The following is a 14,241-nucleotide window of genomic DNA, read 5'->3' as shown; positions in this document are numbered from 1 at the left end:
GAAAGTTTAGGAAAGGACAATATACTTTCATTCTATTTTTCAACAACAAAAGAGGTAATGAAAAAGCAGAAAGGCGTGGAAAAACCCACGCCTTTAAAGTTTACTTTTCCCAGAAGGTAGCCTAGTTTTCCTTGATCACTTTGGCGGCGTCTTTGGTATTAATATCAATTATAGGATTTCCCTTATAAATAATTTTGGCTGCATCTGAAGCTTTTCCCTGCAGAATATCCAAGACTTCAATTTCAAGCTTGGAAGCATCTTTTAAGCTAACATTGGCTGTGTTCGCAAGGAAGCCGAAGCCAAATAGTTTACTTGCATCTGAAAGTTCGATATTGAGGATACTGGAATTGCCATTCAAATTAAGTTTGCTCGCATCCTGCATTTCTATTGATAGCATATCGGAGATCATAAATAATTCCCCTTCCGCAGCATCTTTGAACTTGAGCTTTTTTAAATCTGGAATCTGAATATCCAAGATGAAGGTGGAGTTTTTGTAAGAACCATTCTTCAGGGAGATTTTAAGCGTATTGTCTTCTACTTTTGTGATTAGGTTCTCAGTCATATTTGTATTGGTAGTCGCCAAAATCTGCTGAATTGGACCCTGTGTGATTTTCACTGTTATGTTTTCTCCTGCGATAATATTTTGGAAAGAATTGAGATCTCTTTCGATAGTGACGAGATCCTCAGAACCTAAGAAATCATTGGTCAAATCGCAGCCCATTAGCATGGAAAAGCCGATGAGGAAAAGACTGGTTTTAAAGATGTAGTTTTTCATAGTTTTTGGGGTTTAGTTTTTTAAAAGAATCGGATACCGGCTTTCATTCCATACCAGAATTGACTGCCAATATTTCCATTATCATAAGTTCGTTCATGACGGATTTTTGGATCTCCATAAGCAAAGAGCTTGGGATGGTTTTCAATACCTGTTTCAAATACTCGGAAGTTCATAGTAGGTCCACCGAAAACAGCAATTTTAGAACTGATTTGATATTCAAAGCCTAGATAAATTCTATTGATCAAGTTTAGGTCGACCACCTCTCCCTTGCTTACTTGCTCTGAGGTTGCTTCTATATTCAAGAAAATCTTGTTCCCTAGCCTTGGTGAGGTACCGATACCATATCCAAAGGACCAAGTAACCTCGTCATCAATTTCTGGTCGTATACCCGCATAGAGAATATTGTAGAAAGGTCTGACACCTGTTCGCCATGCCATATTGAAAGGCATAACTTCATTTGTGCTAAGCTCCAGCGTATGGTAACCTGATTTCACTACGCTTATCAACCCGATGGGAACTCCAGCGATACTGTCAGCATAGTTAAAAAGGGCAATTTGCGCTCCGTTTACCTTTCTGGCAAAATTGAGGACGCCACTGACCTGTGTGCCATTTACATCGCCGATAGAAAAGTTACTAACTCCAGCAAGTTGAGTTCCTTTCAAGCTTCCAACGGCAAAGTTCATCACTCCAGCTCCTTGAAACCCTTCTACACTTTTTGTGGTTAAATTGATAACCCCTGCAAGTTGAGCTCCCTTTACCGACCCGGTCGTGAAATTTGTTACACCTGCTGCTTGAAAGCCATCAACGGAATCCAAGTTTGAGTTGATTACTCCTGCGAATTGAGCTCCTTTCACCTTGCCATTTACTTGGTTAAAAACACCTGCAAACTGGGCATAACTCACATCGCTCCGATTGATATTGAATAATCCAGCCAATTCCAACTTGTTGGCACCGGCAGAAAATCCTCCTAATACATTGATAGAGTAGTCATTGATGGTAATCCCTGAGTTGATTCCATTGGTACCGACAAAAGGGACAAATGAAATCTGGAAATCTTGGTGGAAATACACCTTAGAATTTTCTTCCTTTTCTGTTTGAGCTTGGAGGGGATTCAAGGCAAAAAGGAAGATTACAGCAATAATCAATTTTAAATTTTTCATTGGTTTAGGTTTGTTTCGCCTATATGACAAGCGAAGAAGCCCTAACCCCTATGAGAGATTCAAAATTTTTTGAAAAAATGTAAAATCCTTCCCTGAAGCCTAAAAAAAGCGAATTCCTGCCCTGAATCCCCACCAAATTTCCTGTCCCAGATTCAGGTTTTCAATGCTTTTTCTACCAAAAACTCTTGGAGCAGAATAAGCAAATGTTTCTGGGTGATCATCAAAACTGGTATCAAAAATCCGAATGTTGAAAGAAGGTCCTCCATATAAGGCTACTCCTTTGGCTACCTGATAGTCAAATCCTAGATATATGCGGTTGATTAGATTCGTAGCGAGCACTTTCCCTTTATTCATTTGGGATGTGTTCAATTCAAAATTGAGATAGGTCTTTTTCCCTAGCCTTGGGGAGGTACCTATTCCATATCCAAATGACCATGTTGTAGAATCAGCCTTTTCGGGGCGGATGCCTGCAGAAAGGATATTATAAAACCCTCTCGTTCCCGTTCGCAGACCAATGTTCAATGGATAAATTTCATCAGCGCCAATTTCTATGGTATGGTATCCTTTTCTTACAAAACTCAATAAACCAATGGAAGCTCCCTTGACACTATCAGCATAATTGAAAAGGCCAAATTGAAATCCTTCCACATATCCTCCTGCTATATTTCCTAGGATGCCAGCCTGAACTCCTTTGACATGTTTGTGGGTATAGTTTGCTAAAACAGAGGCCTGAAAGCCATTTATACTTCCTCCGGAAATATTCAATAATGGCGAAGCTTGAACTCCCTTGACATCTCGAAGCGTAAAATTGGTAAGACCTGCACCCTGAAATCCCGATAATGAATCTAAGTTTACATTTGCTAATCCGGCAATTTGAAAACCTTTTACTGATCCACCCACCTGATTTATGAGCCCTGCTATTTGGATTCCACTGACCTGACCCCGATCTAAATTAAACAAACCTCCAAGCTCGAGTTTATTGGTTCCAGCGGAATAGCCTCCAAACAGATTGATGGAATAGTCATTTACCACACTTCCGGAAAGTTTTTGATTGGTGCCCACAAAAGGCACTATTGAAAACTGGAATTTACGTGTAAGTGTGTCCCTTACGTTTTTACTGTTTTTGACTCCGATCGATTCTTTAGCCCATAGGAGAAAATCCTTCATTGGTTTGGTAAGCGTCTCGGCAGTCTCTTTCCTCAGAAAAATCCGTTTAAATGAAGACCGTTTTTGATCCACCAGAAGTGTATCAGTATATCTCTCCTGATTGATGATCAATTCAAAATCTTCGCCTGTGGGATTTTTTAAAGCAATTTCGAAGAACCCAAACTCATCAGTCGTAGAGGATTTGAGCGTGATGGGGTCATAAACTGTAGCGTTTCGTATTCTTTCTCCTGAACTTTCATCAACGAGGTATCCGCTAATCGTAATTTCTTTTTCAGGAGCAGGGGCGGGCGAAAGAATGATATAATTCCCTTTTTGCTTGTATTTAATTCTTCCCTGGAAGACTGCTTCAAGAATCTCTCTGCAGGATTTATTGGTAAATTCTCCAGTAATTCTTTGGCTTATATCAATGGCAGAAGGGCTGTAGGAAAAAATCCCTCCGACCTCCTGGGAAAGCCTGTTTAGAAAGTCATCTAACCGTTCATTTTCTACATGAATACTTACTTCCTTTTCCAGTAGACGATTTTCTTCAGAATGAATGACAAAGCTGAAAAGGAGAAAAGTGGAGATATAAAAAAGGGTTTTTCTCATTGATCAAAGTCTAAAAGCATCCCTCACCTGAAAGTGTGATTCCCTCTTCCGTTTGCCTTATTTCCAATCCCAAAGTTTCGGCAATGATGGAAATAACTTCCTCCAATTCCTCATTTTCAAAATTCACGGTCAATGTGCAATTGCCGATATCCCCATCAAGAAAAATAGGGATTTGATAGACCTCGCTTAGTTGAGTGACTATTTTCTCAAGGGGCTGATTCTCATAAGAGAAAACTTTTGATTGATAGGCAGCGACATTTCGGTCTGCCTCATCGACCTGAAATTCTCCGGTAGTCTTATTAAAACTAGCTTTTTCCCCTGCCGAGATGTTAATCCCTTCCGTGCCAAGCTTGTAGATGTGAACTTCTCCGGAAAGAACAGAAACTTCCACTTCGTCGCTTTGAGGATAAGCTTTTACATTGAATTCTGTTCCAATATCTTCAATGACAAGTTCTTCTACTTTGACTTGCCAGATTACTTTTTTGTCCTCAGGAATAGATATCAAAGCCTCACCACTTAGTTCGATTGTTCCGGTATTCTTTCGTTCGTTGTACGTTACTTTTGATACCGATTCACGGTTTAAAGCGATTGTGGTTTGATCAGGTAGGGTATGGATTTGTACTTCTGATTCACTCGTAAAGTTGAATTCTTCTTTTAAGCCCAAACTCTGAAAGAAAAGATAAGAAAGGGCTGCTATCAGGATTAAACCTGCTGCTGCTTTCCAGAAGCCGATGAATGCAGTTCCTCCCTTTGGTTTGGTATCTATTCTTGCTGAGACTTTTTTCCAAGCTTCCGTGGAGTCAAACTTTTCATCAACAGCAAATTTTGCACGCTCAAAAATTTTCAATGCGTCTGCCACATATTTTTCATTTTCTTCGGATTGAGAACGCCAATTTTCAAGCTGCTCAATTTCAGCCTGATTGCATTCTTCCGTAATGAATTTTGCGATTAGGGTCTCTATGTCAAATTCTTCTTTTTCGCTCATGGATCAAGAAAATTTTTCAATAGCAAAAGGATTAGCGGAAGGTATTCTTTGAGTTCTTCACGCATTATTTTCAGGGCCTTGCCCATTTGATTCTCTACAGTTTTGATGGAAATATTCAGTTGATCAGCGATTTCCTTGTATTTCAATTCTTCAAATCGACTCAAAGAAAAAATCAATCGACACTGCTCAGGCAATTTCTGCATGGCTTCTTTGATTTTCTGTTCAAGTTCACCTCGAATAGCCATAGTGTCAGAGGCCAATTCCAATCTGTCGCTGTCCATTTTACTCCATTCCTGATGTTGAATTTTGACCTTTTGGTGTTTGATTTCATTCAAACAGGAATTTCGAACTACACGATATAAATAGGCTTTGGCAGAAGTCTGAATTGAGATATCTTTCCGCTTTTCCCATATTCGAACAAAGGAATTCTGAACTACTTCTTCTGCCTCCTCCCGATCGTTTAGAATGGAGAAAGCATATTGGCAAAGTGGTTGGTAATATTCATGAAACAACATTTCCAGAACTTTCTCGTCACCAAGTTTGATAGAATTAAAAATCTCCTGATCTATGTTCTGCATGGAAATGAATTGTTCCTTCAAGTTAACACAATAGGGGATTTATTGATAGGACAAATGAAATCGCTTTTACCCCTATTCAAAAATTAAAGAATGGTGGAAGGAGCTAAAGAAGAGATTTATGATTGCTGTATTTTAAAGCTGAAAATTCTTTAATTATTAGCTCCTACTAAATGAATTCGATTAAAAGAGAGAAATAAAGATTATAAGCTTCCGTGGATTAATTGAAGTTCTTGATCAATTGATAGGAAAACTGAATGATCTCCTTGTAATTCTCCTTGCTGATTTTTTCATCAATCCCATGGAATCGCTCCATGGATTTCGGGTCGAGTCGAACAGGATAGAAGCGGTAAACATCCTCAGAAATATCGATGAAATAGCGCGAATCAGTAGCACCTCCCAACAGTCCCGGTACGACAACTGTCTCAGGAAACATGCTTCGGATGGTTTTTTCAAGAATCTTGTAAGACTCCGAATCAGCACTAGATACAGCTGGAGGATTTGTCAAAAATCCAACAGGCTCAACCTGTACTTTGTTTGACACAATGCTTTCAATATGAGCTTGAACGGTCTCTATGCTTTCTCCCGGAAGGATTCGGAAGTTGATGGTTGCTTCAGCTACGGTAGGAATTACATTGTTTTTAACTCCTCCTTCTATGATAGTTGGGGCAGTAGTGGTGTGTGCATTTAGTCCCTCCAAGAGTTGTTTTTTGAAAAGCCAAGGGTTTGCAAAAGCTACTCTGGTCAGGAAGGGAAGTTCGGGACCGAGGTATTCCAATTGCGAATCAATTGGAGGAATTAGCTTATAGGGTAATTGGTTGTTTTCCAGATCCACTATGGCTTTTGCAAGGATACCGATGGTGTTCTCCTTGGGAGGTGCAGAACTGTGACCTCCATTGGTGCGCACAATTAATCGGAAGGATGCAAAACCCTTTTCTCCCAGATTAATCATGGCAACAGGGGCTTCCACACCGGGAACCATTCCCTCCGCAATATAACCGCCCTCGTCTATGGTCATCGCAGCCTGAACGCCCTGTGACTTGAGGTATTCCGCAATTTTGGCAGCACCTTTAGGACCACCCACTTCTTCATCATGACCTGAAGCAATGTAGATCGTTCTGGCAGGCTGATAATTTTCCTCCAGGAGTTTTTCGATCGCTTCCATCACTGCAATCAAGGTGCTTTTATCATCCATTGTCCCTCTTCCGATGATATGCGTATCGGTGATTTTCCCTTCAAAAGGGCCTGCTTCCCATTGCTCTAAGGTAGGTTCGTCTACAGGAACCACATCCTGATGAGACATGAGAATGATGGGTTTTAGAGATTCATCGGCCCCTTGCCATTTGTACAAGAGACTGTAGGTGTTGATTTTTTCTAAACTGAGGTTTGCATGGAGTAGAGGAAATGTTTCTTCCAAAAATCGGTGGAATCCAAAAAACTCCGCCGAATCAGGAATTGCATCCTCATTGAATGAAATGGTTTTGTATTGGATAGCCTTGGAAAGTTTTTGATAAACCTCATCGGAAATGGCTACTCTTTCAATGGGTTCGGGATCAACTTGCTTGGAGCTTAATCGAAAGGTGTTGATCAATAAAATAGTTACAATCACTACAAGAGCGATGAGTATAGCAAAAATTAATTTCTTCATAGTAGATGGTTTTGCTAGGAAAATCTAACATATGAAAGTAATCAAAAAAGATTTGACAATAGGTTCAGTATGATTGATTTAAATCAGGCTAAGGTTAAAAAATGATTTTCAGCGAACGGTGATGTGAAAGCAATTCTGCTTTCGTTCCTTGATCACGAAAATTTTATTTTCTTCTTGGAAGTGACTGAGCACTTTCTCCAATTGCTTTTGCATCTTCCAGTTGAAAGCCTTTTTACCATTGAATCGGATGTAGGAAATATCGAAGGAAAGTCCATAGGAGTGAGAACTAGTTCCTTTAGTTGCATTTCGATTTCTACGGGTCAGTTTCTCTTGCTGCTCGATGGTGCGTGTACCTGAGGTGACTGTAAAAAAGCTTTCGCCTCCGACCAAGTTCTGAAAAGTCAGACCTAGCTCCTCCAGAACTTTTTTTGACTCAGGCGTGAGATAAGGATGGCTATGGGTGAGTTTTTCGACCTGATAGCCGATTCCCGAATTGATTTCCACTAATGCTCCATTTTCCACGAGTTGGAAAAGCTGCTTTTCGTCCAAGATAAGTGCACCGCTTAATTCTGCAGCAGAAAGGTGATTGGAATAGGAGTCTTTTCGTAGTTTGGTTTTGTAATCCTTTAAGTCAGGTATGATGAAAATTTCCTCCGGTTCGGGTATCTCTACGGGTTGCGACTCATTGTCGGAACTCGAATCACCCAAAAGACTGGTATAGGTTTCGGTGAGTTGCGCTTTAAGTGTGGTCGGGTAAGTGACCATAGCAAGGGTGCCTAATGAGAAGAGTGTAATAAAAAGAATTACGAAGAATAGGGTGGGTTTCTTCATGAGAAATAGAATCGTACTTTTTCAGGGTGACACTTGAAGTTAAGAAATGGGGGTAATTGAGCCAAATTTTAATTTTTGAACGGCGCTGATTCCTGCTTTATTGTAAAATCAGCTTTTCAAAAAAATGGCCCTGTCCATTGGAGCAGGGCCAGTTTATATTATTCTATTTCCACATCCATCGTATTGTCATCCGGGATACGGTCGATCAGCTTATTATATGGGTCAATTCCAGCCATAACGGGCTCACCTTTCACCCTTACGGTGATGGTGCTTTGACCCGGTTTGATCTTGTGTTTTTGGATGTACAAAGGATTCACCCGGGTTCGACCATTTTCGTCTGTATCCTCTTCGGCAAATACTCCAATGTCGATATAATCTCCCTCATACTGAGCTTCAGATTCTCTACCCGTTTCGTCAGCATAAAGTTTTTGAGACCGGATGTTTAGCGTGATTTCATATTCATCATCAGAAACTTTTGTAGCGGTAACCTCCTCAGCTCTGTTGTCATAGAGTGTGATTTTGTTCCAAGTATCATCCAAATAATACTGAATGCTATCAGGGGTAACTGCTTGAAGATGTCGATAGAGATCAGAGCTTCCAGGGAAAGGAGGACTTTCTCGCAGGCCAAATTCCTGATTAAAGGAATAGAGGGCTGAGTCCATGGCATGAGCTCCTATCAAATCCCGAAGGCCATATAAAATCAAACTTCCCTTATTGTACCACTGATAAGGACGGTTACAATTGATAAAGACATTTTCCTTTTTACTTTCATTGGATCTGCCTCTCAGATAATCATCCAATTCATCTTTTAGGAAGCGCTTCATATTGTCTTTTCCGTACCTTCTTTCGGTCAAAATCAGGGCGGAAAATTCTGCCAAGGCTTCCGAAATCAAATTGGACCCACGGGTATAATTCGGTGTAATCTGATGGCCCCACCACTGATGTGCCAGCTCATGGGCCGTCACATAATACACATAGTCAAAATCATTTGGATCGCTGAATTTGGCTACCCAACCGAAGCTTTCTGAGAAAGGAACCGTATTCGGGAAAGACTGTGCAAAACCAGCATAACGTGGAAACTCAAGGAGCCGCATTTGTCTAAATTGGAAGTTTCCGTAGGTTTCTGAGAAATAGGTCAAACCATCCTTGTAAGCCTGTAAGAACCGATCCAAGTTGTAAGGATGCTGCTCATCGTAAAAGATTTCGATGTTAACTTTTTGCCCATCCGGAAGGGTTGCTTCATCGCGTAGAACTTCATAATCAGCCGAAACAAAGGTGAAGAAGGACTGAATAGGCGTATCCTGTATGTAATGGAAATAACGTCTTCCATTTTCTTCCCATTCTCGCTGCAAGTAGCCCGGAGCAACTGCAATCTGAGAAGGAACTGTACTTACCACTGCTTCGAATTGAATGAAATCTGCGTCATCTACAAAGAGAAGTGTGCTTTTTCCTTTTGGGTCATCATGTGGAGGAAGGTCTTCGGGTTTTTCCGGAAGATCATATTTTCGTCTATCCTCATCCGAAGAAATTTCCGCTTGGGCACTATACCCTATTTCTGGAATTCCTCCAGAAAAGAAGGTTCCGTTGTAAACGATTTGTCTTCCAAATCCTGAATTTGGGAAACCATTATAACCTGCTTCACTGATGATAGTGAAATGTAGTGTGTCTCCCGGCATCATGGTTTCCGGAAGTGCTGTGATTTTGTACCATTCTCGCTCGGCTTTCTTTCCAAAAATTTGGAATTTGCTCGGTTCATAAACTAACGGGAATCGATGGCTCAAGGTATCTCCATTCAATACGACTTTGAAATCACTTAAATCGGTGGAGTTAAAGTGAATGGAGTCAATTGGACTGTCCGTTTTATTGACCATCTCAACTTCGGCTTCGAAATAAGCCTGACGCTCCTTGGGATAGAGGTCTGCTTGAATGTTCACCTTTGTGTATTTCGGTTGAGGAATGCCTTCATATTTTTTCAGTTGCTTTTCATATGCTACCATTCGTAGTGTGCCCTCATCCGGAGTGCGATAATTATTCTTATAGACCACATTGTTGAAAATGTATCCTCCTGAAATCAAGGCAACCAACAAGAACAGGAAGGAAAGTCTTGGTGCGGGCTTTGAGAGTCGGGATTTGGCAACTTGCCAACGGCTTTTCCAGGAACTTTCGGTTCCTCTACTGAAGAAAATACTGAAGAAAAGCACCAAAAATATTCCCCATGCCGTCCAATAGAGATTGAACCAAAATAGAGGTTCACCGAAATGTCCCAACCCATTCATGTCACTCCAAGTATATCCCGGCTTGTAGCTGTAGAAGAAGAGATTGAAGTTATAGTCGGCAAAATTTCTCAAAATCAACATCACCAACCAGATGGCAATGGCAGTCGCGTGACCGGCAAATTTGTTATTCACCACTACATGCACTGCAAATACCAGCATTACCATTTGAAGGTAATCCGGTAAGGAAATCAGGTAGCTGTCAATAAGGTAAACTGGAAGGTCAAAATTGAAATAGCCTTTGAGACTTTGAATAAGAATCCCAACGAAAATCGGAACAGTAGTCAAGACCAAACAAATGAAGGCCATTCCCAAAAACTTGGACGCGATGATCACGCTGTCCTTTACCGGGAAGGTATCATTAATGACTGAATATCCTGTGGACTGATCTCGATGAAGTGCCTCTCCTGTGAAAAACACGATAATGATGAATACAAAAAGGTTATAGTCAAAGGTTTTGTATTCCATCAAAAAGGAAGTGGATGGATAGTTGGGTACGCTGTAGAGCGTCATCCCAATCCAGAAATCCAAAACAAGGAATATCAAACCACCCAATAGGATGGAGCGGAAATAGACATCTTTGGTGATATTTTGAACTTCGATCCGAGTCAAAGTCTTCAGGCTATTCCATTGATATTTCTTTGAGAAATCTGGAATTACTGAAATCACTTTTTGAACGATTCCCGTGGACTCTTCTTGCTTAGCTTTGCTCTTTTTCTGGGCAGTTTGGAAGAAATAACTAAAGCTAAAGCGGAAATAAGAGGCGATAAAAAGAACCAGTCCAACGCTTACCCAAAGGACTCGATTGAGTAATAAATTTCCCTCCAAAGGAAGGAAAAAACTATTTTGCTCATAAGGAGTGAGATATCGGGTTTGGAAGCTGAAGGAGTTTAATCCAAAGGGATCTATCAGCTGAACCAAGTCTTTGTTTTCAATATCCTGGGAAAGGAAATTGGCAAGTAGGTAGATGATAAATACCACAATACCTCCCGAATAAATGGAGCGAATATTTCTAGTGAAGATGATGAGTGCAAAAAACAAGGCGCTTGCTAGCCAAAGGTTGGGAAGCAGAAGTGTAAACCAAGGCTGGAAATAGTTGACCAATAAATTGGGGCCATACCGCTCGGCTTCCGTTCCAAAAGCTGGACCAAGCAAACTTCCTAGATAAATCCCCAAGAGTGCTCCAAGGGAAATGAAGAGTAAGGTGACGAAAGAACCCCAAAACCTTCCCATAAAATACCCGAATTTGGTGATGGGATAGCTGAAAAGAAAGGTTCCAGTTTTATGCTCTAAATCACGATATAACGGCACTCCCATAACAGCGGAGGCGATCAAGATTCCAAAAATGGAAATCAACAAAAGCAGGTTGGCAATGACAATTGGGGCATTGTGAAAGACTTTTTCAGATGCCGGAGTATTACCAAAACCAATCAACAATAAGGCTACTAATAGCAAGAGAAAGAAATAAATCCAGGTAGCCGGCCGACTGAATCGGTATTTGAGTTCGAATAAAAAGATGTCTTTAAACATAGCCAGCGATTAAATAGTGATCGGATCTACTTTCTTCGAAATAAAGCTGAAGTACACATCTTCCAAATCTGCTACAGCAGGTTCAAATCCATTGCCTGGATCAGATTCACTTTCAATTCGTAGGCTTAATTTTCCAGAAATCAATTTGGTGGAAATGACATGAAAGTCTTTTCGATAATGATCCAATTCTGATTTTTCAATGGTCTTTTGATAGATTTTTCCATTTACTAGTGCCAAGCCCTCTTTTGGTGTTCCCTGCATCAAAACCTCGCCTGTGCAGATAATGGCCATATTGGAACAAAGGGTATTAACATCTTCTACAATATGTGTCGAAAGGATAACGATGGTGTTTTCACCGATTTCAGAAAGTAAGTTGTAAAAACGATTTCTTTCCGATGGGTCAAGTCCTGCCGTAGGCTCATCCACAATAATTAAACTAGGATTTCCCACCAATGCTTGAGCGATTCCAAAACGTTGTCTCATTCCTCCGGAATAAGTCCCTAGTGCTTTTTTTCTGTCTTTAAATAGGTTTACTCGATTCAAAAGAGAAGCAACAACCTCCTTTCGTTCTGACTTATTGCCGATCCCTTTCATTTGAGCGATATGATCGAGCATGGTCTCTGCATTGATTCGAGGATAAAGTCCAAAATCCTGAGGCAAGTAGCCCAATCTTTCCCGAACTGCCTGTTTATCATGGAGTACGTCAATTCCATCTAATTGAATACTGCCAGAATCTGCTTCTTGAAGCGTGGCGATTGTCCGCATGAGAGTAGATTTTCCGGCTCCGTTTGGCCCTAATAAACCAAACATGCCTTGGGGAATGGTAAGTGAAACCCCATTTAATGCTTTGACACCATTGGGATACGTTTTGGAAAGGTTGTTAATGATGAGTTCCATAGAAAATTTGTTAAGGAAGGCTATGTGATAAAATTTAGATTAATAAAGTAAGCTAGCTCAATATAACGATTTGATTTTTCGGAACTTAGAAAAATTAAAATTTGAATCAGCTGTCAAAGAGATGCATAATTTGGATGAATGGCTGCTTAGACTTCAGGAAAAATCTTTAATTCGGTATCTTCAATTTCAAAAGCTCAATATTTCATGAGATTTAAAATTCAGGTTCTTTTTGTTTTAGGATGGCTTGTTGTTGCCTGTCAATCCAAAAGTTTTGAAAAGGAATCCGGCCAAGTTGAATCCTTTGCTGAAATGGTAGCTACCGGGGTCAAACCAATCGCTTTAGTGCCTCCTATGACCTCCGCGGAGCTTGATCTTTTTATGCCTGAGGCAGAACGATTGGCGGAAAAATATGGAATTCAGCTTTATAGAGAATCGGACTTATTAAAAACCCATCTTTTTCCTACTGAGGCAAGTGAAGGGAAAGAAGTGCTTATTCTCTATCAGGATTCAATTTATATACAGGCATATCAAGATTTGAAAAATGAAATAGAATCCGCAAAAACTGAGGAATTGCAGGAGTTGAGTAGGAGGTTTGGGCGGCTTTTGGGCTATCCGGTATGGAAAATCAACGAACTCCTAGAAGCTAATTCAAATTTCAGGGATTTGGAGGATTTTGGAATTCAGGGGCAGGAGCTGAACTGGTACTATCGTGATTTGCCAAAGGCAAAAGCATTTTACCAAGATAAGCTTGGGCTAACACTTTTGAATGAGACAGAAAGTGAGGTGACCTTTCAAATCGCAGGCGATTCACGATTGGTTCTTCATGATTTGAAAAGCTCGGGCTATAATGGTGCTGAACCAAAGTCTGTTGCCTTGGCCTTACTGTCAGATGATTTGGATGCTTGGTATTCCCACATTCAAAAGGAGAGCATACCTGTGAAATACTCCCTCAAGAGGAATCCAGGTGGTCCACACGATGGATTTGTAGCGGTTGATACGGAGGGTTATTTATTGGAATTTGAGACTTTTTACCAGCATCCTGAAAATGAGCGATTGATTCCAGAATTGTATCAATTAGCGGAGGAGGCTACAAGTCTGGGGGAACCACTTTCTTTCAAAGGTTCAATTACCTGGCTGTATTACAAAGATATGCTCCCTGCTCAGCAATTTGTGGAGGAAAAGCTCGGACTCCGGCTTAGTGCTGATCAAGGTTGGGCGAAAATATATAAACTATCCTCCAATTCTTACCTTGGGCTGGTTGATGGACTTCGGGGAATGAATTCCTTTTCTGGAGAAAAGTTGGTGGATTTGAAAATCAGCTTGAAAAACCCGGAAGGCTGGGAGGAATATTTGAAATCAAAAGGGCTTGAAAGTGAATTGTTTGAAAATGCTCTTCTAGATTCTGGTTTTTATTTATTCAAGTATTGAATATTTTATTTGTTTAAAACTAAGAATAGTCTTTTTAGACAGATTCAATAAAATTATTTACCACATAGAATCATAGAGAACATAGTTTTTTGGAAAAAAGGATACTTTCCTTTTGCTCTGAATAATTCTCCTTAATATCGAAAACGAAGGTTTTTTGACCCTGATGAAAGAGATTTAAAACATTGAAGTTTATTTAAAACTCCCATGTGTTTTCAAGATGTTTGGTAAATGAAAACCAAATTCTAAATACCTTCCTTACAATAGCGTTTCTCTATGTATTCTATGAGACTATGTGGTTCAACAATAAAATGATCATTATTCATAAGCGTTTCCGGTAAACCACTAATTTTCAGAATCTTATTTTTCGATTATGTTCTTTTAAAT

The 14,241-nt window shown here is 40.2% G+C and carries 10 protein-coding genes; 1 reads left to right on the top strand and 9 read right to left on the bottom strand.

The features are described from left to right. Positions 1–121: 121 nt before the first annotated feature. The 9 genes from NY014_RS09315 to NY014_RS09275 all read right to left on the bottom strand — a co-directional run bounded on the left by NY014_RS09315 (position 122) and on the right by NY014_RS09275 (position 12,429). A complete protein-coding gene (locus NY014_RS09315) occupies positions 122–775 on the bottom strand; it encodes a DUF2807 domain-containing protein (protein ID WP_259414328.1) in 654 nt (217 codons plus the stop codon). A 20-nt stretch (positions 776–795) separates the two neighbouring features. Further along, positions 796–1,935, bottom strand: a complete 1,140-nt coding sequence (locus NY014_RS09310) for a hypothetical protein (RefSeq protein ID WP_259414327.1) — start codon at positions 1,933–1,935, stop codon at positions 796–798. Positions 1,936–2,034: 99 nt separating this feature from the next. Beyond that, positions 2,035–3,690, bottom strand: coding sequence for a carboxypeptidase-like regulatory domain-containing protein (locus NY014_RS09305; RefSeq protein ID WP_259414326.1), 1,656 nt, complete (start codon positions 3,688–3,690; stop codon positions 2,035–2,037). A 10-nt stretch (positions 3,691–3,700) separates the two neighbouring features. Continuing rightward, positions 3,701–4,675: a FecR family protein gene (locus tag NY014_RS09300; RefSeq protein ID WP_259414325.1), complete on the bottom strand. Its 975-nt coding sequence runs from the start codon at positions 4,673–4,675 to the stop codon at positions 3,701–3,703. After that, positions 4,672–5,253: an RNA polymerase sigma-70 factor gene (locus NY014_RS09295; RefSeq protein WP_259414324.1), complete on the bottom strand. Its 582-nt coding sequence runs from the start codon at positions 5,251–5,253 to the stop codon at positions 4,672–4,674. The genes NY014_RS09300 and NY014_RS09295 overlap by 4 nt, the downstream gene beginning before the upstream one ends. Before the next feature lie 217 nt (positions 5,254–5,470). Further along, on the bottom strand, positions 5,471–6,898 hold the full coding sequence (locus NY014_RS09290; protein WP_259414323.1) for a M20 family peptidase: 1,428 nt from the start codon (positions 6,896–6,898) through the stop codon (positions 5,471–5,473). A 108-nt stretch (positions 6,899–7,006) separates the two neighbouring features. After that, on the bottom strand, positions 7,007–7,729 hold the full coding sequence (locus NY014_RS09285) for a DUF5715 family protein (RefSeq protein WP_259414322.1): 723 nt from the start codon (positions 7,727–7,729) through the stop codon (positions 7,007–7,009). A 158-nt stretch (positions 7,730–7,887) separates the two neighbouring features. After that, positions 7,888–11,532, bottom strand: a complete 3,645-nt coding sequence (locus NY014_RS09280; RefSeq protein WP_259414321.1) for an ABC transporter permease/M1 family aminopeptidase — start codon at positions 11,530–11,532, stop codon at positions 7,888–7,890. A 9-nt stretch (positions 11,533–11,541) separates the two neighbouring features. Further along, the gene (locus NY014_RS09275) at positions 11,542–12,429 is read right to left on the bottom strand and encodes an ABC transporter ATP-binding protein (RefSeq protein WP_259414320.1); all 888 of its coding nucleotides are present in this window, start codon (positions 12,427–12,429) and stop codon (positions 11,542–11,544) included. 204 nt (positions 12,430–12,633) lie between these two features. On the opposite strand from NY014_RS09275, the gene NY014_RS09270 reads away from it, so the two are divergent. Then, the gene (locus NY014_RS09270; protein ID WP_259414319.1) at positions 12,634–13,857 is read left to right on the top strand and encodes a VOC family protein; all 1,224 of its coding nucleotides are present in this window, start codon (positions 12,634–12,636) and stop codon (positions 13,855–13,857) included. Positions 13,858–14,241 lie beyond the last annotated feature (384 nt).

The organism is Algoriphagus limi (assembly GCF_024919275.1).
In the GTDB taxonomy this organism is placed as follows: domain Bacteria; phylum Bacteroidota; class Bacteroidia; order Cytophagales; family Cyclobacteriaceae; genus Algoriphagus; species Algoriphagus limi.
The sequence above is the reverse complement of the archived record's forward strand: the minus strand, read 5'-3'. Positions and strand labels throughout refer to the sequence as shown.